19 protein-coding genes are annotated in these 21,438 nt (G+C 76.1%); 8 read left to right on the forward strand and 11 right to left on the reverse strand.

The features are described 5' to 3' along the window. Window positions 1-13: 13 nt before the first annotated feature. Window positions 14-859 (reverse strand): helix-turn-helix domain-containing protein, encoded by an 846-nt coding sequence (locus BTM25_RS24680; protein ID WP_103565416.1) that lies wholly within the window; start codon window positions 857-859, stop codon window positions 14-16. A 237-nt stretch (window positions 860-1,096) separates the two neighbouring features. Here BTM25_RS24680 and BTM25_RS24685 point away from each other — a divergent pair, with 237 nt between their 5' ends. Then, window positions 1,097-1,621, forward strand: a complete 525-nt coding sequence (locus BTM25_RS24685; protein WP_103565417.1) for an ATP-binding protein — start codon at window positions 1,097-1,099, stop codon at window positions 1,619-1,621. Window positions 1,622-1,681: 60 nt separating this feature from the next. On the opposite strand, the gene BTM25_RS24690 is transcribed toward BTM25_RS24685, so the two are convergent. The 4 genes from BTM25_RS24690 to BTM25_RS24705 all read right to left on the reverse strand — a co-directional run bounded on the left by BTM25_RS24690 (window position 1,682) and on the right by BTM25_RS24705 (window position 5,690). After that, a complete protein-coding gene (locus BTM25_RS24690; RefSeq protein WP_235828629.1) occupies window positions 1,682-2,737 on the reverse strand; it encodes an AI-2E family transporter in 1,056 nt (351 codons plus the stop codon). Window positions 2,738-2,876: 139 nt separating this feature from the next. Then, the gene (locus BTM25_RS24695) at window positions 2,877-3,944 is read right to left on the reverse strand and encodes a DUF6745 domain-containing protein (RefSeq protein WP_103565419.1); all 1,068 of its coding nucleotides are present in this window, start codon (window positions 3,942-3,944) and stop codon (window positions 2,877-2,879) included. Continuing rightward, a complete protein-coding gene (locus BTM25_RS24700) occupies window positions 3,944-4,270 on the reverse strand; it encodes a hypothetical protein (RefSeq protein WP_103565420.1) in 327 nt (108 codons plus the stop codon). Before BTM25_RS24700 ends, BTM25_RS24695 begins: the two co-directional genes overlap by 1 nt. 46 nt (window positions 4,271-4,316) lie before the next feature. Further along, entirely contained in the window at window positions 4,317-5,690 is a 1,374-nt protein-coding gene (locus BTM25_RS24705) for a threonine/serine exporter family protein (RefSeq protein ID WP_103565421.1), read from the reverse strand. Between the two features lie 137 nt (window positions 5,691-5,827). Here BTM25_RS24705 and BTM25_RS24710 point away from each other — a divergent pair, with 137 nt between their 5' ends. Further along, entirely contained in the window at window positions 5,828-7,960 is a 2,133-nt protein-coding gene (locus BTM25_RS24710; protein WP_205648258.1) for a RecQ family ATP-dependent DNA helicase, read from the forward strand. A gap of 90 nt (window positions 7,961-8,050) precedes the next feature. On the opposite strand, the gene BTM25_RS24715 is transcribed toward BTM25_RS24710, so the two are convergent. Continuing rightward, entirely contained in the window at window positions 8,051-8,680 is a 630-nt protein-coding gene (locus tag BTM25_RS24715; protein WP_103565423.1) for a TetR/AcrR family transcriptional regulator, read from the reverse strand. 100 nt (window positions 8,681-8,780) lie between these two features. Here BTM25_RS24715 and BTM25_RS24720 point away from each other — a divergent pair, with 100 nt between their 5' ends. Continuing rightward, window positions 8,781-9,572 (forward strand): SDR family NAD(P)-dependent oxidoreductase, encoded by a 792-nt coding sequence (locus tag BTM25_RS24720; RefSeq protein ID WP_205648259.1) that lies wholly within the window; start codon window positions 8,781-8,783, stop codon window positions 9,570-9,572. A 105-nt stretch (window positions 9,573-9,677) separates the two neighbouring features. Here BTM25_RS24720 and BTM25_RS24725 read toward each other — a convergent pair whose 3' ends face one another. Beyond that, window positions 9,678-10,601 (reverse strand): carbohydrate kinase family protein, encoded by a 924-nt coding sequence (locus BTM25_RS24725; protein WP_103565425.1) that lies wholly within the window; start codon window positions 10,599-10,601, stop codon window positions 9,678-9,680. A gap of 169 nt (window positions 10,602-10,770) precedes the next feature. On the opposite strand from BTM25_RS24725, the gene BTM25_RS24730 reads away from it, so the two are divergent. The 3 genes from BTM25_RS24730 (at window position 10,771) to BTM25_RS24745 (ending at window position 15,313) form a co-directional block, all read left to right on the forward strand. Next, complete coding sequence (locus tag BTM25_RS24730) at window positions 10,771-13,212, forward strand: bifunctional acetate--CoA ligase family protein/GNAT family N-acetyltransferase (protein WP_235828635.1); 2,442 nt, start codon at window positions 10,771-10,773, stop codon at window positions 13,210-13,212. A gap of 381 nt (window positions 13,213-13,593) precedes the next feature. Beyond that, entirely contained in the window at window positions 13,594-14,184 is a 591-nt protein-coding gene (locus BTM25_RS24740) for a DUF5998 family protein (protein ID WP_103565428.1), read from the forward strand. A 7-nt stretch (window positions 14,185-14,191) separates the two neighbouring features. Next, a complete protein-coding gene (locus BTM25_RS24745) occupies window positions 14,192-15,313 on the forward strand; it encodes an alkaline phosphatase family protein (RefSeq protein ID WP_103565429.1) in 1,122 nt (373 codons plus the stop codon). On the opposite strand, the gene BTM25_RS24750 is transcribed toward BTM25_RS24745, so the two are convergent. Beyond that, a complete protein-coding gene (locus BTM25_RS24750; protein ID WP_103565430.1) occupies window positions 15,303-16,127 on the reverse strand; it encodes a helix-turn-helix transcriptional regulator in 825 nt (274 codons plus the stop codon). The two genes, BTM25_RS24745 and BTM25_RS24750, sit on opposite strands and share 11 nt — an antisense overlap. Window positions 16,128-16,230: 103 nt before the next feature. Here BTM25_RS24750 and BTM25_RS24755 point away from each other — a divergent pair, with 103 nt between their 5' ends. Together BTM25_RS24755 and BTM25_RS24760 are read left to right on the forward strand one after the other, a co-directional pair. Beyond that, window positions 16,231-17,223, forward strand: a complete 993-nt coding sequence (locus BTM25_RS24755; protein WP_103565431.1) for a saccharopine dehydrogenase NADP-binding domain-containing protein — start codon at window positions 16,231-16,233, stop codon at window positions 17,221-17,223. Window positions 17,224-17,310: 87 nt separating this feature from the next. Beyond that, a complete protein-coding gene (locus BTM25_RS24760; protein ID WP_103565863.1) occupies window positions 17,311-18,135 on the forward strand; it encodes a sulfurtransferase in 825 nt (274 codons plus the stop codon). Window positions 18,136-18,139: 4 nt separating this feature from the next. Here the strand turns inward: BTM25_RS24760 and BTM25_RS24765 are convergent, their stop codons facing one another. From BTM25_RS24765 to BTM25_RS24775, 3 genes are read right to left on the reverse strand one after another with little or no spacing between them, the layout of a single operon-like run. Next, window positions 18,140-20,434, reverse strand: a complete 2,295-nt coding sequence (locus tag BTM25_RS24765; protein WP_103565432.1) for a CHAT domain-containing protein — start codon at window positions 20,432-20,434, stop codon at window positions 18,140-18,142. Beyond that, window positions 20,434-20,853, reverse strand: a complete 420-nt coding sequence (locus BTM25_RS24770; protein ID WP_103565433.1) for a peptidase associated/transthyretin-like domain-containing protein — start codon at window positions 20,851-20,853, stop codon at window positions 20,434-20,436. The genes BTM25_RS24765 and BTM25_RS24770 overlap by 1 nt, the downstream gene beginning before the upstream one ends. After that, window positions 20,850-21,353: an RNA polymerase sigma factor gene (locus tag BTM25_RS24775; protein WP_103565434.1), complete on the reverse strand. Its 504-nt coding sequence runs from the start codon at window positions 21,351-21,353 to the stop codon at window positions 20,850-20,852. Before BTM25_RS24775 ends, BTM25_RS24770 begins: the two co-directional genes overlap by 4 nt. Window positions 21,354-21,438 lie beyond the last annotated feature (85 nt).

Below are 21,438 nucleotides of genomic sequence, written 5' to 3' on the forward strand. Positions count from 1 at the left end.
TTCCTCTTTCCGGTCAATTCCGATACGTCGCCGCGGCGCTCGCCGTCGGGCTCAGCGCCACTGCCCGCAAATGTTCGAACGAAACCCTATACCTGTCAACGTCCTGCGGCTCTTCGAGGAACAGGTCTCCGGCCTGGCTCTCGATGTAGACGACCTCCGGGCCCACGGCCTCGGGAAAGCGCATCAGTGTGAATGAGCCGACAAGTCCGGGATGGGCGCCCGCATCGAACGGAATCACCTGAAGGGTGACCGATGGCGATTCGGCTGTTTCGCGCAGGTGGGCGAGTTGTGCGTCCATGACTTTCGAGCCGCCGACCGAGCGGCGCAGCGCGGCCTCGTCCACGATCGCCCACAGCCGGAGCGGTTTCGTCCCGGTGAGCGCCGCCTGCCGCTTGAGCCGGGCCTCGACGCGGCGCTCGACGTCCTCGGCCCCGGCGTCCGGCAGGGACCCGCGTGTCACCGCCCGGGCATAGTCCGCTGTCTGGAGCAGGCCCGGAATGTGGAGGCTTTGATAGGTGAGGAGTTCCCGCGCCTCGCTCTCGAACTCGATGTAGGAGGCGTAACGTTCGGGCAGTTCGGACGCCAGCGTGTGCAGCCAGCTCCGCTGTCCGGCCGCCTTGAGCAGGGTCGTCAGCTCGGCGCGGACGGGCTCGTCCACCGCGTACGCCTCCAGGAGGGCGGCCAGCGTGCGGGGCTGCGGGCGGACGCGGGCCGACTCGATCCGGTACAGGGTCGCGGCGTTGATCCCGGTCCGCTCCACGACGTCCTCGCGCGTCAGGCCGGCGGCCTGGCGGTGGCGGCGCAGCTCGGCGGTGAGGCGCCGCAGGCGGACGGTCGGCGCGGGCTTGCGGGCGGACATGGCCGTCCCTCCTTCGGGGGGAAGTTGCAATGAATGTTTCTGCATACCTTGCATTTTCAGCGCGGTGGGGGCACTCTTGGCTCAGCTTCGCACGGTCACGGAGAGAGATCACATGATTGCGCAAGGTTCCTTCGGCCTGGACGGCCGGAGATCGGGGGGAACGTGGACGCGCGTACGCCAGCGGGGGATCCCGGGCCGGCCGGTCGAGGGGGACGGCCGGCCCGAGACGGGGGAACGATGATCGAGACACCACCGGCGGGACCGCCGGTGGCCGAGCCGAAGTGCGCCTTCGGGCGGCCGGTGCCCGGCGGCGTCCCGTTCCCCGTCGAACGACGGCGGCCCGATCCGCCGGGCCGCGCCGTCGCGCGTCCGGTCGCGGAGTCGCCCGCCCCGGACCGGTTCGCGCTCACGTTCACGTCCGCGACGCCGGGGGCCCGCGTCGCCCGCGAGACCGTGGGATCGGCGCTGCGGGCCTGGGGGCTGCCCGACCTCGCCGACGACGCCGAACTGGTCGCGAGCGAACTGGTCACCAACGCGCTCCGGCACGCCGGAACGGCGACGGTCGCGGTGACGCGCCGTCCGGGCGCCGTCACCCTGGAGGTCACCGACGACGACCCCGACCCGCCCCGCGCCGCCGACCCCGACCCGCTCGGCACCAGCGGACGCGGCCTGATCATCGTGGCCGCGCTCGCCGCGGGCTGGGGCTGGCGTCCCGTCGAGCCGGTCGGCAAGTGCGTCTGGGCGACCTTCGGCACGCCCTGACGACCACTCGCACCCCGGACCCGGCCGGGGCGCCGGCCGGGACGTCCGTGCCGGCGCCGCTCAGGGCGCGTCGGCGCCGGTCTCCGCGTCGTCGGTCTCGGGCGCGGCGATCGGCAGCGGCGCGCGGAGCGTGAGGAAGACCCGGTAGGCGACCGCCGTGATCGGCACGGCGACCACCGCCCCGGCGATCCCGGCCAGCAGCGTCCCGGCGGTGACGGCGACGAGGATCACCGCCGGATGCAGCCGCAGCGCCCGCCCCATGATCAGCGGTTGCAGCAGATTCCCCTCGGATTGCTGCACGCCGACGACGACGGCGATGACGAGCAGCGCGGCGGTGATCCCCTTGCTGACGAACGCGATGATCACCGCCGCGGCGCCCGCGACGGCCGCTCCGACGATCGGGACGAACGCCGCGATGAACGTCAGCAGCGCGAGCGGCGCGGCCAGCGGCACGCCGATGACGACGAGCCCGATGCCGATCCCGGTGGCGTCCACGGCGGCGATCACGACGGTGCCGCGAACGTAGGCCACGAGGGAGTCCCACCCCGCGCGGGCGGCGGCGTCCACCCGGGGCCGCAGGTGCTCGGGCATCATCCGCAGCGACCACCCCCACATCGCCGCGCCGTCCTTGAGCACGAAGAAGACCAGCAGCAGGGCGAGCGCGGCGGCGGCGGCGACCTGCGCGGCGGCGCTGGCCCCGGCCGCCGGATCGGGCGCGGACGCGGTGATGCGGTGACGGATCTCGCCACCGATGGCGTCGATACGCCGCGAACTGATCGGCATCGGCCCGTGGAGCAGCCACTCGCGGATCCGGTCGACTCCCTGCCCGATCCCCTGCTGGAGTTGCGGCCACTGATGAACGGTCTCGTTCCCGATCAGCGCGAGAGGCCCGGCGACGATGACCACGATCGACAGCACGCCGCCGAGCGCGGCGAGCCAAGGCGGCGCGTGCAGCCGCCGCAGCCCCCGCGCGACCGGCATGATCAGCGCGGCGAGCAACAACGCGGCGGCCAGCGACAACGTCAACGAGGCGAGCCGCGCCAGCACGATGGCGACGAGCCACCCCCCGACGGCGAGCACGATCAGACACGCGACGATCGCCGTCGAGGTACGCAACCCTCGCGGCACATCACCGAACGCCCCCGACCCGTCACCCGACGTCACACACGACGCACTACCCACGTTCACCACCCACAACGCATGATCACCCACGCGGGGCGGACGCGGGGGTGGACGCGTTCGCCCCCGGACGGGGTCAGGTCTGGGCTTGCGGGCGGTAGTCGGTCTCGTCCACGCCGAACGTCCAGGCCACGCCCTCGCGGGCGGTGCGGGTGGCGGGCGGGACGCGCAGGTAGTACGTGCGGCTGGTGCCGTCGGGCTCGGGCGTCGAGTTCACCACCTCCACCATGACGACGGGTTCGTCGTCGGGCAGGTCGATCCGCCAGAGCACGCCCGTCTCGTCGCGGTGCAGGGGCGTGGCGTTCGACTCGGCGAGGTACCGGTCGTAGCCGTAGATCTCCAGCATGACGCGGCGCAGCTCGGCGTTCTCCTCGGCGCGGATGCGCTCGGGGGTCAGGCCGTCCAGCGTGCGGACGAAGTCGGCGGGGATCGGCATGCCGCGCCAGGCGTGGAGGGCGAAGCCGTCCGGCCAGGCGACGGCCGGGCCGTCGCCGCGATGCAGGCGGCCGGGCTCGTCGCGGTGCAGCTCGACGGGCCGCTCTGCGACGATCACCAGGTTCTCGTACGGCCACCACCAGCCCGCCGACCGGGCCGCGCCGGCGAGGCCGCGCAGCGGTTCGAGCAGGCCGAGCGCGTCGAACTGCGCGAGCCACGGCGCGTCCTGCTGGCCGAGGACGGCGTCGAGCGTCGCGGCGCGCAGCACCGTCTCGACCGGCTCGGCGAGCCCGCCGATCGCGGCGCGGACGCGCGTGACCACGCTGTTCACCGGGTCCCAGAGCAGCGCGCCGGTGTCGGCCCAGGCGCGCGGCCAGCCGTCGGTGCCGAGCGCGGCGTGGGCCTGCGCGCGGACCTCCTCCCAGGGGCGCGTCCGGACGGCGTCGCGCACCGACGCGCCGGCGGGAGGCAGGTCCGGGACGTCCAGCCCGGCGGCGCGCAGCGCGTCCGCGTGCCCGCCGAGCGCGGCGGCGGCGACCGCGCCCGCGGCGGGCGAGCCCACCCAGACGAACCGCTCGGGGACGGGCAGCCCGGCGGCGGTGTAGGCGGCGGCGATGCCCGCCTCGGCGGTCGGACGGTCGGCGGCGCCGGTGGCGAAGGCGGCGGACTGCCAGGACAGCAGCAGGCTCGCCCGGTCGACGGTCTCCATCAGTCCGCCACCACCCGAACGGCGCCCGGCACGTACTCGCGCTGCCGGATCACTCGGTACCAGCCCTTCGGCAGCGAGATGGCGGCGTGCTCCTCGTGGGCGAGGCGTCCGCCCGACGGCAGCCAGAGATGGTCGGGCGCGAGGGGGTTCGGGTCGCGGCGCAGCTCGCCCGGCGCGGTGAGCGCGTGCGCGTGGCCGGTCGCCTCGCCGAGCGCGAGGACCATCCGGCCGCGTCCGTCGCGGGCCGCCGGCGGCAGCGCGCGGACGGACGCGGGCACGGCGTCCTCCGCCACGGGAACGATGAGGATGTCTCCCTGTCGGTACATGCCCCGCAACGTAACCGGCGCCACCGACAGAATCCGTTCCCGCAGATCAGAAGCCCCGCGTCCGGCGCGCGGCCGGGCGGGCGCCGCGTCCGGACACGCTCAGCCCGACGTGCTGGAACGCCCGCACGAGTTCGCCGCCGAGGTTGACGCCCGCCGCGAGCGCCAGCGCGATCGACAGGGCGCCGACCAAGCTGAGCGCCCCGGTGGCGGCGTCCCCGCTGTTCAGTTCGACCATGGATCGGTAGAGCGTCATCCCGGGCAGCAGCGGCGAGATGGACGGGACGACGAACGGCAACGACGGCGCCTGTTTTCGTCGCGCGTACGCGCTCCCGGCGAGGCCGATGACGACCGCCGACACCCCCGCCGCCAGCACGGGCGCCACTTCCAGGTGCAGCAGTGACACGTAGATCATCCAGATCAGGGCGCCACCGATCGCCGCCGGAATGAGCACCGAGCGCGGTACCGCGAGCGTGATGGCGAACGTCACCGCGACACCCGCCGCCGCGACGACGCGGACGGGTTCGAGGAGGGCCGGTGAGGGCGGCAGGTCCCCGACGTCCACCCGCACCCCGGCATAGACGGCCAGGTAAACGACCGCGCCGAGTCCCGCGACGATCGCCGCGATGATGAGGAAGACCTCCAGCAGACGGGCCGCCGCGCTGAGCAGGTCGCCGGTGATCCCGTCCTGGATGCTCGCCACCAGCGGACGTCCGGGCAGCAGCGCGAGGATCGCGCCCGTCACGATCGTCGGGGCGCGGCCGGGGCTGCCGAGCGCGACGACGATGACGGCCGCCGACGCGCCGATCGCGGCGGCCACCGCGAGCTGGAAGAACTCGGCGATGCCCCGCCGGGCGAGGGCGGCGGCGGTGCGGTCGCCGAGGACGGTCGCGACGAACGCCGTCCCCGCCACGATCGGCCCGCCCCCGCCGAGGACGCCCGCCGACGCCGCGATGAGCCCGAGCCCGACCACGAGCAGCCACGGCGGGAACGGGCCACGGCCGCGTTTGATCCGGGCGAGTTCGGTGCGGGCGTCGCCCAGGTCCAGCATGCCGATGGACGCCTGCTGGACGAGTTCGTGCAGCGCGGTGAGCCGCCAGTACGCGGGGGTGCGGCGTCGTATCGCGCGGGATCCGGTCACCGGGGGAGCGCCCTGGCCGGGATGGGCCGACACGAGCAGGCTCGTGAAGGTGACCTCCACCTCGCAGCGCGGGATCTCGTAGGCGACCGCGAGGCTCAGCATCGCCTCGTTGACCCGCTCGGTGGACTCGCCGGACGCCAGCAGCAGTTCCCCGACCCGCAGCACGAGGTCGATGGCGCGGGGGTCGAAGACGGGGCCGGGTTCGTCTTCGAGAGGTTCGGGCGGCGGGTTGTTCATCAGGGCCTGCCAGCCCCGTCGCAAGCGCTCGGTCGCCCGGCCCATTCCGCGCGGATCCTCCCGTCCCGTCGGCTGATCTTGTTTCGCAGGCTACCTTCCGCGTCCCGGGGCGCGGCGGCCGGGTTATCCACAGGTCGGCCGTCCGGGTGCGGGACGTCGGCGGCGGCTGGTAGCAAGGACGGGTGAGCACTCCCGAGCGGCCCGGCGCCGCCCCGAACCCGTCCGACGATGGATTGCGCGACGAGGCGGAGGCCTGTCTGCGCGCCCTCGCGGGCGACGGCGCGCGCCTGCGCGAGGACCAGTGGACGGCGATCCACGCGCTCGTCGTGGACCGGCGGCGCGCGCTCGTCGTGCAGCGCACCGGCTGGGGCAAGTCGGCGGTCTACTTCGTCGCGACCCGGCTGCTGCGCGCCCGCGGCGCCGGGCCGACCGTGATCGTGTCGCCGCTGCTCGCGCTGATGCGCAACCAGATCGACGCGGCCGAGCGCGCCGGGATCCGCGCCGCGACGGTCAACTCCGCCAACACCGACGACTGGGACGGCGTCTTCGCCGACGTCGAGCAGGGCGCGGTGGACGTCCTGCTCGTCAGCCCCGAACGGCTCAACAACCCCGACTTCCGCGACCTGGTCCTGCCCAGGCTCGCGGCGGGCGCGGGGCTCGTCGTGGTGGACGAGGCGCATTGCATCTCCGATTGGGGGCACGACTTCCGTCCGGACTACCGGCGGCTGCGCACCCTGCTCGCCGACCTGCCGCCGGGCATCCCCGTCCTCGCCACGACCGCCACCGCCAACGCGCGCGTCACCGCCGACGTCGCCGAACAGCTCGCCGAGGGCGACACGCTCGTGCTGCGCGGCCCGCTGGAACGCGACTCGCTGCACCTGTCGGTCGTCCGGCTGCCCGAGGCCGAGCAGCGGATCGCCTGGCTCGGCGAGAACCTCGACGCGCTGCCCGGCTCGGGGATCGTCTACACGCTGACCGTCGCGGCGGCGCACGAGATCGCGGGATACCTGCGCGACCGGGGGTACGAGGTCGCCGCGTACTCCGGGCAGACCGAGCCCGCCGAACGCCTCCAGGCCGAACGCGACCTGCGCGACAACAAGCTGAAGGCCCTGGTCGCGACGAGCGCGCTCGGTATGGGCTTCGACAAGCCCGACCTCGGCTTCATCGTGCATGTCGGGGCGCCGCAGTCGCCGGTCGCGTACTACCAGCAGATCGGCCGCGCGGGCCGCGGCGTGGACCGCGCGGAGGTCGTCCTGCTGCCCGGCGCGGAGGACCAGAAGATCTGGGAGTACTTCGCGGGCCTGGCGTTCCCGCCCGAACCGGTCGTGCGGACGACGCTGGACGTCCTGGACGCGGCGGGCCGCCCGCTGTCCACCGGCGCGCTCGAACCGCGCGTCGACCTCGGCCGGTCGCGGCTGGAGATGATGCTCAAGGTCCTGGACGTGGACGGCGCGGTCCGGCGCGTCAAAGGCGGCTGGACGTCGACCGGGCAGCCGTGGTCCTACGACCGCGAGCGGTACGCCCGCGTGCGGGAGGCGCGGGAGCGCGAACAGCGGGCGATGCTGGAGTACATCGTCACCGAGGGCTGCCGAGAGGAGTTCCTGCGCCGCCTGCTGGACGACGAGACCGCCGTGCCGTGCGGGCGCTGCGACAACTGCACCGGGCGGCGGCGCCCCGCGACGGTCAGCGCGGAGGGCGCGGCCCGCGCCCGCGACCGGCTGCGGCGGCCCGGCGTGGACGTGGCGCCGCGCCGCATGTGGCCGACCGGGGTGAAGGACGACCTCGGCGTCGGCGGCCGGATCGCGCCCGCCGACCTGGCCGAGCCGGGCCGCGCGCTCGGCCGCCTCACCGACATCGGCTGGGGCAACCGGCTGCGCGACCTGCTGGCCCCTGGCGCGCCCGACGCCGACGTCCCCGCCGACCTGGTGGACGCGGTGGTGCGGGTGCTCGCCGCCTGGGACTGGGAGCAGCGGCCCGCCGGCGTCGTCGCGCTCGGGTCGCTGAGCCGTCCCCGGCTGGTGGGGACGCTCGCGCGCCGCATCGCCGAGATCGGCCGCCTGCCGTTCACCGGCGCGTTCGAGCCCGCCGCCGAACCGGTGCCGCGCCGCCACAACAGCGCCCAGCGGCTGCGCTCGGTGTGGGCGGCGCAGACGCTGCCGCCGCCGGTCGCGTCCGCCGCCGCCGCGGCGGGCGGCCCGATCCTGCTGGTGGACGACCGGATCGACACGGGCTGGACGATGACCGTCGCCGCCCGCACTCTGCGCGCCGCCGGGGTTCCGGCCGTCCTGCCGCTCGTCCTCGCCGTACCGAACTGACCCAGCCGTCAGGAGGTCTTATCCGTCCGACGCGCGCTGCCTACCCGCGCTCAAAGCCGGTGCTCGTCGTCCTGGACGGGGCGGTGGTGTTCAGTCGCCGGGCTGCTCGGCGTTCCGGCGGGACGGGGCGAAGTCGGCGGCCAGCGTGCGGGCGGCGGCCACGACGGCCGCGCGGCGGCGGGCCAGGGCGGCCTCGCTCGTCTCCTCGTCCAGGACCATGCGGCACATCTGGGGGACGGCGAAGTTCCAGGCGACCAGGCCCATCACCGTGAACACCAGGTCCTGGACGGCGGGGACGCGGGCCTCTTCGGGCAGGTGGCGGGCCATGCCGCAGTCCACCAGCCCGTGGACCTTCGCGCGGTAGCCGTCGCGGCGCTCGTGGTCCTCGGCGGCGGGGGCGTCGCACGCCTCCAGGGACTCCCAGAGCAGCAGCCGGATCAGCTCCGGGTGCTCGTGGTACCAGTCGAAGATCTCCCCGGCGGACTCGCCCACCGCCTCGGGGTCGATGGTGACGGAGACGGCGACCGCCTCCAGCTTCGCCCGCAGGATCGCGGCGAACAGCTTCTCCTTGCCGCCGTAGTACAGGTAGATGGCCTGCTTGTTGGCCTTGGCGGCGGACGCGATCCGGTCGACCCGGGCGCCCGCGAGGCCGTGCTCGGCGAACTCGGCGGCGGCGGCGGCGAAGATCCGCCGCCGGGTGTCCTCCGCGTCATAGCCCATGCACGAATTAAACCATCTGGTTGACTCCGTTCCCCGCGCGCGGCAGGATCGGCCGGGACAGTAAAACAACCAGATGGTTTATTTTTCGGAAGGTCCCCACATGAGCACCGCCGCCCCCGTCCCCGTCCGCACCCCGCTGCCGAGCGGCCTCTCCGGCGCCACCGTCCTCCTGATCGGCGGAACCTCGGGCATCGGCCTCGCGGCGGGCGTCCTGCTGCGCTCGGTCGGCGCCCGCGTCGTGCTGGTCGGCCGCGACCCGTCCCGGCTGGACGCCGCCGTGGCCCACGTGCGGGACGCGAGCCCCGGGGCCCCGGGCGATGCCGTCCTCGGCGTCGCGGGCGACGGCGGCGCCGAGCGCACCGTGCAGGAGGCGTTCGACCGCGCGGGCCGGATCGACCACGTGTTCGTCACGGCGGGCGTCATCCGCGGCCTCGGCTCCCTGGCCGAGCTGTCCGACGACGACATCGCCGTGAACCTCGACGGCCGCGTCCGCGCGGCGTTCACGATCGCCCGCGCGGCGGCGCCCCTCCTTCCGGCGGGCGGCTCGATCACCTTCACCTCGGGGACGGTCGTGCTCCGCCCGCTCCCCGGCATGTCGGCGCTGGTCGCGGCGGCCGGCGCCATCGAGGCCCTGACGAAGACCCTCGCCGTGGAACTCGCCCCGGCCAGGCTGCGCGTGAACACCGTCCGCTTCGGCCGGATCGACACCCCGCTCCTGCGCGCGGCGCCGGGCCTGGACACTGACGAGGGGATGGCCGCCGCGGGCGCCCCGACGCTCCTCGGCCGCTTCGGCACCGCCGAGGAGGCCGCCGCCTCGGCTCTCTTCCTGATGACCAACAACTATGTGACCGGCCAGATCATCACCGTCGACGGCGGCGAGAACCTCACCTGACCCGGCCGCCGCGCGGGCGCGTGGCGCGGCACCGGGCCGGGCGGGAGGTGCGCGACGCGCTGCCGCGCTCGCCCGGCTCGGCGGCGGACGGAGCGGCGGGACGACCTAGTTGATCGGGTTGTCCATGACGTCCAGGGACGGGCGGGCGCCCAGGTGGCGCATGGCCTTGACGGCCAGGCGGGAGCCGGCCGTGAGGGCGTCGGCGGGGGACTTGCCGTCCAGCCAGGGCGGCAGGAAGCCGGCCACGAAGGCGTCGCCCGCGCCGGTGCCGTCGACGATCTTGTCGATGGGCTCGGCCTTCACGGTGACGGGTTCGGGGCGGCCGTTGGTGTACCAGAGGGCGCCGTCGGCGCCGGAGGTGATCACGACCTGCGGGTACCAGGCGGTCAGGACCTTGGCGGCCTGCTCGGGCACGTCGCGGCCGGTGAGGACCTCGGCCTCCTTGGCGTTCAGGACGAGCAGGCGGGCGCCCTGCGTCCACTCCAGGAACGGCTCGGCGCCGATGCGCTGGAGCGGCGAGGACGACCCGGCGTCCACCGAGATCGACATCTTCGCCTTGCGGGCGGTGTCCAGCGCGAAGATCGCGGCCTTGCGCGACCCCTCGTTGAGCAGCGAGTACCCGGACAGGTGCAGGTGGGTGCCCTGGCGGAAGAGGTCGCGGCAGCGCTCGATGTCCTCGACGAGCAGGGCGGCGTTGGCGCCCGGGTCCGAGAGCATCGTCCGGTCGCCCTTGTGGGTGACGAGGACGACGCAGGTGCCGGTGGGCCGCTCGGAGTCCATGACGAGACGGGCGTCCACGCCGTAGCCCATCAGCTCCATGTCGCGGTTGCGCCCCGCGATGTCGGACCCGCGGCGGCCGACGAACGCGGCCTCGACGCCCTCCAGGGCGAGCCAGGACGCCACGTTGGCACCCGAGCCGCCGCCGTGGGTCGTCACGGCCGCGGGCGTGTCGCTGCCCTTGGCGAGGGGGAACGCGGCACGCGCCACGGTGTCACTCATCAAGTCGCCAACCACGACCACGCGCGTCATGGGAGTCATCACCTCGATCAACACGGCCCGCGTGAGCGGCGTACTGGGCGTGTGCTCGACCGTAACAGCTATCGAGGCGCGATTAGGTCTCGAACGCGCAGCGAAAACGGGGAGGACGGGGGAATTCCCGCGTGCGGGACGTCCGGGCCCGTGTCCTACGCTCGGTGGTGTGACCGAGGCGTATCCGGACCATTGGGAGGCCGACGTCCTGCTGACCGACGGCGGGACGGCCCATCTGCGCCCCATCCGGAGCGCGGACGCGGATCTGCTCCGCGAGTTCTACGCACGGCTGTCGCCCGAGTCGATCTATTACCGGTTCTTCTCCGCGCGCCCCCGGCTGAGCGAACGTGAGATCGCTCACCTGACCACCGTGGACCACGTGAACCGGGTCGCGCTGATCGCGACGATCGGCGGCCGGATGGTCGCGGTCGTCCGCTACGAGCGGCTGAAGGACCGCCCGGGGACGGCCGAGGTCGCGTTCCTCGTGGAGGACGAGCACCAGGGCCGGGGCCTCGGCCCGGTCCTGCTGGAGCACATCGCGGCGGCGGCCCGCGAGCGCGGCCTGACGCGGTTCGTGGCGAGCGTCCTGCCCGACAACCGGCGGATGACGCGGGTGTTCCGCGAGGTCGGCTACCGCGCGGAGCAGACGTTCGAGGACGGAGTCATCGAACTCGTCCTGGACCTGGAGCCGACCGAGACGTCGGTGGAGGTCATGATCGCCCGGGAGCACCGCGCGGAGTCCCGGTCGATCCAGCGGCTGCTGACGCCCCGGTCGGTCGCGGTGATCGGCGCGAGCCGGTCGGAGCACTCGGTCGGCCGGACGGTCCTGCGCAACCTGCTCGCGGGCGACTTCACCGGCCCGGTCTACCCGGTGCACCCGACGGCGACGGCGGTCGGGGGCGTCCGGGCGTACCGGTCGGTGCTGGAGATCCCCGACGACGTGGACCTCGCGATCGTCGCGGTCCGCGCGCCGGTCGTGCAGGACGTCGTGGAGCAGTGCGCGGGCAAGGGCGTCCACGGCCTGGTCGTGGTGTCGTCGGGCTTCGGCGAGACGGGCCCGGACGGCCGCGAACGCCAGGAGGAACTGGTCCGGCTGGCCCGCGCGTACGGGATGCGGGTCGTCGGCCCGAACTGCCTCGGCATCGCCAACAACGACCCCGACGTCCGCCTGAACGCCACGCTCGCGCCGACGATGCCGGGACGCGGCCCCGTCGGCTTCTTCTCCCAGTCCGGCGCGCTGGGCATCGCGATCCTCCAGCGCACGGCGGAACGCGGGCTCGGTCTGTCGACGTTCGTATCGGCGGGCAACCGAGCGGACGTCTCCGGGAACGACCTCATGCAGTACTGGGAGGAGGACCCGGATACGAAGGCCGTCCTGCTCTACCTGGAGTCCCTGGGCAACCCGCGCAAGTTCGCCCGCCTGGCCCGCCGCCTGTCGCGCCGCAAGCCGATCGTCGCGGTGAAGAGCGGACGCAGCACCCAAGGCGTCCCGCTCGGGCACGCGGCGTCCGCGCTGAGCCTGCCCGACCACGCGGTCAGCGCGCTGTTCGCGCAGGCCGGGGTGATCCGGGTGGAGGACCTGTCGGAGCTGTTCGACGTCGCGCAGCTCCTGGCCTACCAGCCGCTGCCCGCCGGGGACCGGATCGAGATCATCGACAACTCCGACTCGCTGGGGCTGCTGGCGCAGGACGCGGCGGCGGCGTTCGGGCTGCGCGCCCGCCCGCCGGTGGACCTCGGCCCGGCCGCCGGCGCCGCCGAGTACGAGGACGCGCTCGCCGCCGCGCTGGCCGACCCCGCCGTGGACGCGGTCGTCGCCCTGTTCACGCCGCCGACCATCGGCGGGTACGACGTGTCGGTCCCGGCGAAGATCCTGCGGCTGGCGGCGGGGGCGGACAAGCCGATCGTCGCGACGTACCTGGGCTCGGAGGGCATGCCCGCCGACCTGCGCGTCCCCGGCCCGGACGGGTCGGCCGCCGCCGGGTCGGTGCCGTCCTACGCGGCGCCGGAGGACGCGGTGCGCGCACTCGCCTACGTCGTCCGGTACGCGCAGTGGCGGCGGCGCCCGCCCGGACGGCTCCCCGAGATCGTCGGCGCGGACCGGCGCCGCGCCCGCGCCCTGGTCGAGGAGTGGCTGGCCGGCGGCGGCCCGGTCACCGCGACGCGCGCCCAGGCCGCCGAACTGCTGGCCTGCTACGGCATCGCGCTCGGCGACGCGGCGGGTGGCGTCCCGACGCAGATCACCGTCCGCGAGGACTCATCGTTCGGCGCCGTCGTCTCGTTCGGGCTCGCCGACGAGACCGCCGCGCTGCTGGACGACCGCGCCTACCGGCTGGCGCCGCTCACCGACGTGGAGGCCGCCGACATGGTCCGCGCGATCCGCGCCGCGCCGCTGCTGTTCGGCCACCGGGGCGCGGAGCCGGTGGACGTCGCGGCCCTGGAGACGCTGCTGCTGCGCGCGTCCCGGCTGGCCGACGACCTGCCCGAGGTGGCGCGCCTGGAGCTGTCGCCGGTCCTCGCGGGCGCGTCCGGCACGGTCGTGCGCGACGTGGCGCTGACCCTGCGCCGTCCGACCGGCCCGCGCCAGGAACTCGGCCCGCGCCGCCTGCGCTGACCGCCGGGCCGTCAGGACGGCGGGGGCGGCGGTGCGGGCTCCGGCGTCGGCGGGATCGGCGGGATCGGGTCCGGCTCGGGTCCGGGTCCCGGCGGCCGGAGCGGCGGGCCCGGCGCGGGCGGTTGCGGGGACGGCGGCGGAGGCTCGGGCCCCGGCGGGACGGGCGAGGGCGGCGGCGGTGCCGGATCCGGCCCCGGCGGGGGGATCGGCGGCGGCTGCGGGAGCGGTTCGCGGTCGTCCGGGCCGAGGGTTGCGTTCCTGCCTGTGCGGGTACTCATGCGGATCTGTTACCCCGTGTGCGACGAAACGACCATGCGGGCCGGAGCGGCGGCCGATCGGGCTCGTGTGCGCGGCCCGCCGCCGACAGGGCAGGATGGGACCATGAGGGAAACCCGAGCGACGTCTGACGGGTTGCGCACGGCCATCGAGCGCAGCGGTTACTACCCGGCCCTGGTCGCGGACGCGGTCCAGTCGGCGATCGGCGACGAGCGGGTGCTCGCCTACGTGATCCACCACGAGGCGACGTTCGATCCGGCGATGGAGGTGCGGCGCCATGTGACGGTGCTGGTCCTGTCGCCGACGCGGCTGCTCGTCTGCCACACCGACGAGCATCCGCCGGGGGAGGGCATCGCCCAGCCGCACGCGTCCACGACGACCGAGGCGGTGAAGATCGAGCGCGTCCAGTCGGTGGCGGTGACGCGCGTCGTCCCCGACCCGGCGTCGTACGTGCCGGGCACCGCGCCCACCGAGGTCGTGCTGACGATCGGGTGGGGCGCCATCGCGCACATCGACCTGGAGCCCGCGACCTGCGGCGACGAGAACTGCGAGGCCGACCACGGTTACACCGGCAGCGTGACCGCCGACGACCTGTCGCTGCGGGTCAGCGAGGCCGCCGACGGCGCGGAGGCGGTCGGGCAGGTGCTGGCGTTCGCCGAGGCGCTGTCGTCGGCGACCTCGGCGGCGGCGGGGTGACGGCGGGGTGACCCGGCCCGCGCCGCCCGTCCCGGCGTACGGGCGCGCGGCGCTGGCGGACCTGCCGGAGTCGGCGCTCGCGGCGCTCGGCGTGCCGGGCGCGGTGAACGTCCTCGGCCTGCAGGAGACGCGGCGGATCTGCGTGCTGCTCGTGGACGGCCTCGGCTGGGAGCAGTTGCGCGCCCATCCCGGCGACGCGCCGTTCCTGACGTCGCTCGGCGGCGGCCCGCTCACGGCGGGCTTCCCGGCGACGACCGTGACGAGCCTCGGCTCGCTCGGCACCGGCCTGCCGCCCGGCGGGCACGGGCTGCTCGGGCTCCAGATCGCGCTGCCCGGCCGGGACGCCCTGGTCAACCTGCTGCGCTGGCCCGCCGACGGCGCGGACCCGTTCGTCGTCCAGCCCGCCCCGACCGTCTACGAGCGGGCGCGGGCGGCGGGCGTCGCGGCGTCCTACGTCGGCGCGAGCCTCTACCGCGACAGCCCGCTCACCCGGGCGACGGCGCGCGGCGCCGACTACACGGGCGCGGACGCGCTCGGCCAGCTCGTCGCGGCGGCGCAGCGGGCGCTGAGCGCGGGCGACCGCGCCTACACGACCGTCTACCACCCGGATCTGGACTCGACCGGCCACCGGTTCGGCGTCGCCTCGGCGGACTGGCGGCAGCAGCTCCGCTTCGTGGACCTGCTCGCCGAGCGCCTCGCCGACGCCCTGCCGTCCGGGACGGCGCTGTACGTCACGGCCGACCACGGCATGACCGACCCGTCCGGGCGGATCGACGCCGACACCGATCCGGCGCTGTCGGCCGGGGTGGCGCGGCTCGGCGGCGACGCCCGGTCCCGCTATGTGTACGCGCTGCCGGGCGCGCACGGCGACGTCCTCGCGGCGTGGCGGGAGCGGCTGGCCGGGACGTGCTGGGTCCGCTCCCGCGCCGAGGCCGTCGCCGAGGGCTGGTTCGGGCCGATCACGCCGGAGATGGCCGGGCGCGTCGGCGACGTGGTCGCGGTGCCGCACGCGGACGTGGCGATCACGGCGTCCGCGCGGGAACCGTGGCTGGCCGCGATGGTCGGGATGCACGGGTCGCTGGTGGCCGCCGAGCAGCTCGTCCCGCTGGTGCGGACGGTCAAGGGCTGACGGCCCGGTACGCGCCCGGCGGCACGCCCAGCTCCCGCTTGAACGCCTTGCCGAACGCGTACTCCGACGTGTAGCCGACGCGGGCGGCGACGGCGCGCAGCGGCAGGTCGGAGCCGCGCAGCAGCCGCGCCGCGACGCTCATCCGCCACCAGGTGAGGTAGCCGAGCGGCGGGCGTCCGACCAGGCCGGTGAAGCGGCGCGCGAACGCGGCGCGGGACAGGCCGGCCTCCGCGCCGAGCGCCGCGACCGTCCAGTCCCGGGCCGGGTCGGCGTGGACGGCCCGCAGCGCCGCCCCGACCGCCGGGTCGCGCAGGGCCGCGCTCCAGCCGGTGGCCGCGTGCGCGTCGTGCCAGGCGCGCAGCAGGTAGAGCAGGAGCAGGTCGAGGAGGGCGGTGAGCGCGGCGGGAGCGCCGGGACGGCCCGCGCCGTCCAGCTCGCGGTCCAGCAGGCCGACGGCGGCGCGCACCGACGGGCACGGCGCCTCGGCCGGGAGCCGGACGACGCGGGGCAGCTCGGCGAGCAGCGGGTGCGGACGGGCCAGGTCCAGGTCGTAGGCGCCGCACAGCAGGACGGTCGCGGCGTCGCCCGTGATGGTGTGGCCGGTGCCGCGCGGGAGGAACGCCACGTCGCCCTGGGTGAGGGCGACCGGCGCGCCGTCCGCGGGGCTGATCTCGCAGGAGCCGCGCAGCACGACGTGGAACCCGGCGGCCTCGCGGGCGGGGAAGCTCCGCCGCCAGGGGGCGTCCAGCACCGTCCGGTTCGCGTGCGGACGGCCGGTGCGCATGACCTGGACGACGTCTCCGAGCACGTCCATGCCGTCCAGTGTAGAGACGATCGGACATCGTCGCGCGGCTCGCGCACATTGTTCGTCTCGTCCGTGCTTCCTAGCGTCGTTTCCGAACGAGAGGAGACCGGACATGAAGATCGCGGTTCACGGGGCGAGCGGATTCACCGGCGGGCTGGTCGTCGCCGAGCTGGCGCGGCGGGGCGTCCCGGCGGTGCTCGTCGGACGGTCGCGGGAGCGGCTGCGCGAGACCGCCGGGACGGAGGTCCGCGTCGCGACGCTGGACGACCCGGACGCGCTCGCCGCCGCGTTCGCCGACTGCGCCGCCGTGGTGAACACGGCCGGGCCGTTCACCCGCTGGGGCGGGCCGGTGCTGCGGGCCGCGCTCGCCGCCCGCGTCCACTACGTCGACACCTCGGGCGAGCAGGGGCAGATCCACGACGTCCTCGCGACGGCCGGGCCGGACGCCGAGCGCGCCGGGGTGACGGTCGTGCCCGCGCTCGCCGACGACGGCGGTCCGGGCGACCTCATCGCGGCGCTGACGGCGGCGCGGGTCGCCCCGGGGCGCGAGATCCTGGTCGCCGACCTGCGTGCGCCGGGCGCGGCGTCGCGCGGCACCGCCCGGTCGATGGCGTCGATCGTCGCGCGCGGCCCGCTGGAGTACGCCGACGGCGGCTGGCGTCCCGACGACGGGGGGCACGACCCGGTCGTCCTGCCCGGTGAGCGGGTCGAGGTGGCGTCGTTCCCGCTGCCGGGCGTCGCGACGGTGCCGCGCCACGTCCCGGCCGCGCGGGTGCGGGCGGCGATGCGCGCGGACGTCGTGAAGCTGTTCGGCTCGTTCGATCCTGGAGCCGCCGAGCTGGCGCCCGCCGTCCTGGACGAGGCGACGCGCCGCGCGGGACGCTGGTTCATGCTCGCCCGCGCCACCGGGGACGGCGGCACCGCGACCGGGACCGTCACCGGGCCCGACCCGTACGGGCTGACCGCCGTCATCGCGGTCGAGGGCGCGCTGCGGCTCGCGCGCGGGGAGGCGCGGCCCGGCGCGCTGACGCCCGCGCAGGCGTTCGAGCCCGCCGGATTCCTGGACGCGCTCGTCCCGCACGGGGTCGCCTGGCGGGTGGAATGACCGCGTGTCGTACCCGCTAGGCTACGATGCGTGACGCCTGTCGATCCGCCCTTCACGACCCCGGTGCACGCCGGTCAGACTGACGCCGTGCATCCTCTCGTCGACGTGAGCGCCCTCGCGCGTCAGCTTTATCGCGATCCCGGCCCCGTCCTGCTGGACGTCCGCTGGAACCTCGCCGGGCCGCCCGGCATCGAGGCGTACCGGCGCGGCCACCTGCCCGGCGCCGTGTTCGTGGACCTGGACCGCGACGTCGCGGCCGAGCCCGGCGCGGGCGGCCGTCACCCGCTGCCGTCCGCCGACGCGTTCCAGGAGGCCATGCGCCGCGCCGGGGTGTCGGCGGCGCAGCCCGTCGTCGTGTACGACGAGGCGGACGCGTCGGCCGCCGCCCGGCTGTGGTGGACGCTGCGGTACTACGGGCACCCGGACGTCCGCGTGCTGGACGGCGGGTTCCGGGCGTGGACGGGCGCGGGCCGTCCCGTCGAGACGGACGAGCCGGATCCGCCGCGCGGCGACTTCACGGCCCGTCCAGGCGGCCTGCCGGTGCTGGACGCGGCGGGCGCGGCGGCGCTGGCCCGCGACGGCGTCCTGCTCGACGCGCGTGCCGCCGAGCGGTACCGGGGCGAGAAGGAGCCGGTGGATCCGGTGGCGGGGCACATTCCGGGCGCGGTCAGCGCCCCGACGTCGGACAATGTGGACGAATCCGGCTGCTTCCTGCCGTCCCTGGCGTTGCGGGAGCGGTTCGCCGGCCTCGGCGCGACGGACGCGCAGCACGTCGGGGCCTACTGCGGCTCGGGCATCACGGCGGCGCACGAGGTCCTGGCCCTGACGATCGCCGGCGTGCCGGCCGCGCTGTACGTCGGGTCGTGGTCGGAGTGGATCACCGACCCGTCCCGTCCGGTGGCGACGGGCTGACGGTTCAGCCCGCGCCGAAGCAGAGGAAGCCCGCTGTGCCCGGCGTCGCCGGTGCCCTGGCCAGCGCCCAGGCGGGCGGGGTTCCGGCCGCCAGAGCCCGGTGCAGGGCGGCCATGAACGCCGGGGACTCGGCGTCGGCCACGCGGGTGACCGGGGCGATGACGGTCCGGGCGCCGAGGGCCAGCAGGACGCCGGGCAGGCCGAGGACCGCTTCGCCGCCCGTCGAGCGGCCCGCGTCGCACGCGGACAGGACGACGAGCGGCGGGACGGACGCGATGTCCTCCAGGTCGTGGGCGAGCAGGGGGCCGTCGGCCATCCGCAGGGCGGAGAACAGCGGGTTGCCGGGGCGGAACCTGCCGTGCGCGGCCACATGGGCGACGGCGGCGCCGTCCAGCGCGTCGCGGACCGCCTCGGCCCGAGCCGTCGCGCCGGTCAGGCGTTCGGCGTCCGGATAGGCGGCTGCGACGCGGGTGATCTCGTCCTCGGCGTGGTCGAGGCCGGGGCCTGCCGCGAGGACGGTCCGTCCGGCGCGGCGGGCGACGCGGTGGGCGCGCAGCCAGGCCGCCGCCGACGGCGCCACGGTGAAGGGACGTCCGGCCAGTTCGGGCAGCGCCGCCCACGGGAGGCCGTGCAGCGCGCCCGTCGGGGCGAGGACGAGTTCCCGGTCCCCCAGCACGTCGCGCAGCGGCGCCAGCAGCGCGGACGGGGGCGGCGCGTCGGCGTGGTCGACGGCCGTCCGGAGCAGGGCCGCGTCCCGGGCCGCCGCCGCGTAGGGGCCGAGGACGTGGCGGCGTGCGCGCCCGTCCCGGACGGTCACCGCGTGCAGCCCGTCGCCGATCCGGACGAGTTCGACCAGCACCCGTCCGTCCAGCGCGGCGGACAATGCGCGCAATGAGGGCGGAGCGGGCGTCCGCTCGGGAGTCCGCCGCAGCGCGCCCGCCCGCAAGGCTGCCTCCAGACGCAGCAGGCGCCGTTCCAGGATCGGGCACGCGGCGGTCTCGGCGGTCGCGGCGGCCTGGCGGGCGCTGAGCGTCCGGATCTCGGCCAGCGCCGCCGCCCGCGCCGGGTCGCGCGGCGGGCGCACCGCCACCGGGCGCCGCGCCAGCGCCCGCCGCCGCTCCTCGCCGGCCAGCAGGTCCGCCGCCGTCCCGGCCAGTTCGAGCCCGAGCGCCGCCAGGTCCGCGCCCGTCCCGGCCGTGTGGGCGCGCGGCTCGTGGGCGCCGAGCGCGTCGGCGTGCGCGGCGAGGATCCGCAGGCCCGCCCGGACGGCCTCCCGCGCGCCCGCCGCGTCCCCGCGCCCGCACCGCTCCAGCGCGACCAGGTGCCAGGACGCCGCCCGCAGCGCCGCCGGACCCACCCGCACCGGCACCCCGCGCGGCACGGCGTCCGGACGCCCGAGGCGCAGCGCGACCCGCGCGGCGATCACGCGGGCCTGCGCGGCGGCGGTCGTCCAGCCGCCCGCGTCCAGGCGTGCCGCGACGGCCCGCGCGGTCGCCAGCAGCAGCGGCGACCGGTCGCCCGCCGCGTACCGGGCGCGGAGCAGCAGGTGCTCGGCGGGCCGCGTCCAGCCCGTCCGGCCCTGCGCCGCGAACGCCGCGCGAGCGCGCTCGGCCGTGCCCGCCGCCGCGTCCGGGGCGCCGTCGGCCAGTTCGGCGTGCCCGAGCAGCAGCAGGCCGTCGGCGACGGCGGCGCGGTGCCCGCCGGACTCGGCCGCGGCCAGCGTGCGGGCCAGCAGCGCCCGCGCCTCGGCGGGCAGCCCGGCCCGCAGCAGCGTCTCGGCGCGGCCGAGCCGGCACCGCGCCAGCCGCTCCCCGGACAGGCCGGGCTCGGCGGCGGCGAACAGCGCCAGCGCGTCCGGCAGGTCGCCGCAGCGCGCGGCGGCGAGCGCGAGATCGGCGCGGGCCGCCGCGGCGCGGGCCGCGAGCCCCGCGTCCGCCGCCGTCGCGACCGCCTCGGCCAGCGCCGCCCGCGCGCACCCGGCCGACCCGCGCAGCGCCTGCGCGGTGCCGAGCGCGGACAGCAGGTCCACGCGCGTCACCGGGTCGCCGCCGCGCCGCAGCCGCCGCAGCGTGTCCATCGCGAGGCCGGTCGCCTCGGGGAGCCGTCCGGCGTGGGCGAGGGCGCGGGCGACCGCCGCGTCGAGCCGGTCGGCGTCCGCGCCCGTCACGACCGGACGCGCCAGCTCCGCCTCCGCCAGCGCCCCCGCCGCGTCCCCGCGCGCCGCGAGGACGTCCATCAGGTCGATGCGGAGCAACGCCGCCGCGTAGGCGTCCGGGGCCGCGCCGGGCCGGGTCTCCATCAGACCCGGATCCAGCTCGTGACGACCGTCGCGGCGGCCAGCTCGAACGTGAGGCTGAGCGGGCCGCGCGCGAGATCGGGGAAGGCGAACCGGCCCGCCGCGTCCGTCCGCGTCCGCTCTGTCTCGCCGCCCGCGCGCCGCACGACCACCGGGACGGACGCCGCGGGCCGCAGCCGCCCGGTCACCTCCCGTCCCGCGACCTCCATCTCGACCGCCGCGTCCGCCGCCGCGAACGCCACCCGCCGCACCCCGTCCCCGCGCACGCCCACGGGCTCCGCGGCCGGGACCTCGGCGGCGACGACGGCCCCCGCCGTCCGCCGTCCGAACGCGGCCCGCGAGGCGTCGAGAACGCCGTCCGGCACGGGATCCGTCGCCCGGAACGCGCGGACGACGGCCGCCACCAGCTCGTCGTCGGTCACGAGACCAGCTTTCGTCGCAGTTGTTGCAGGCAGCGGGCGCGGGTCGGGCCGACTCCGCCGACGGGGATGTCCAGCGCCGCCGCCAGTTCGGCCTGGCGGGGGACGAGGGCGGCGAGGCGCAGGAGGTCCCGGCAGCGGCGGGGGAGGCCCCGCAGGGCCGTCCCGACGGCGCAGACCTGTTCGCGTCCGGCGACGACGTCGTCCGGGGGCGGGAGCGCCGCCGAGGCCGCGCCGAGCGGCTCGTGGCCGCGCTCGCGGGCCGTGCGGCCGGCTTCGCGGCGCGCGGTGACGACGAGCCAGGCGCCGACGGCCTCGGGTTCCCGGATCGTGTCGAGCCGTTCGACCAGCCGCAGCCAGGTGATCTGGACGACGTCCGCGCAGTCGGCGTCGCTGAGCCGCCACGAGCGCGCCACCGCCCACAGCGTCTCGGTGTGGCGCTCCACGAGCGCCGTCCACGCCGCCGCGTCGCCGTCGCGCGCGCGGAGCACGAGTTCCCTCACGCGGTTCCCCCCGTCGTTCCCGCCGGTCGCCGACGGTAGCCGGACGGGCACACGACGCGCACGGGGCGGTTATCGAGTCGCGGCC

The sequence above is a fragment of the Actinomadura rubteroloni genome (assembly GCF_002911665.1).
Lineage (GTDB): Bacteria > Actinomycetota > Actinomycetes > Streptosporangiales > Streptosporangiaceae > Spirillospora > Spirillospora rubteroloni.

Coding starts and splice junctions, on each gene's coding strand:
- BTM25_RS24680 (WP_103565416.1), bottom strand. CDS start 859: ATGTCCGCCCGCAAGCCCGCGCCGACCGTCCGCCTGCGGCGCCTCACC.
- BTM25_RS24685 (WP_103565417.1), top strand. CDS start 1,097: ATGATCGAGACACCACCGGCGGGACCGCCGGTGGCCGAGCCGAAGTGC.
- BTM25_RS24695 (WP_103565419.1), bottom strand. CDS start 3,944: ATGGAGACCGTCGACCGGGCGAGCCTGCTGCTGTCCTGGCAGTCCGCC.
- BTM25_RS24700 (WP_103565420.1), bottom strand. CDS start 4,270: ATGTACCGACAGGGAGACATCCTCATCGTTCCCGTGGCGGAGGACGCC.
- BTM25_RS24705 (WP_103565421.1), bottom strand. CDS start 5,690: ATGGGCCGGGCGACCGAGCGCTTGCGACGGGGCTGGCAGGCCCTGATG.
- BTM25_RS24715 (WP_103565423.1), bottom strand. CDS start 8,680: ATGGGCTATGACGCGGAGGACACCCGGCGGCGGATCTTCGCCGCCGCC.
- BTM25_RS24720 (WP_205648259.1), top strand. CDS start 8,781: ATGAGCACCGCCGCCCCCGTCCCCGTCCGCACCCCGCTGCCGAGCGGC.
- BTM25_RS24725 (WP_103565425.1), bottom strand. CDS start 10,601: ATGACGCGCGTGGTCGTGGTTGGCGACTTGATGAGTGACACCGTGGCG.
- BTM25_RS24740 (WP_103565428.1), top strand. CDS start 13,594: ATGAGGGAAACCCGAGCGACGTCTGACGGGTTGCGCACGGCCATCGAG.
- BTM25_RS24750 (WP_103565430.1), bottom strand. CDS start 16,127: ATGGACGTGCTCGGAGACGTCGTCCAGGTCATGCGCACCGGCCGTCCG.
- BTM25_RS24755 (WP_103565431.1), top strand. CDS start 16,231: ATGAAGATCGCGGTTCACGGGGCGAGCGGATTCACCGGCGGGCTGGTC.
- BTM25_RS24765 (WP_103565432.1), bottom strand. CDS start 20,434: ATGGAGACCCGGCCCGGCGCGGCCCCGGACGCCTACGCGGCGGCGTTG.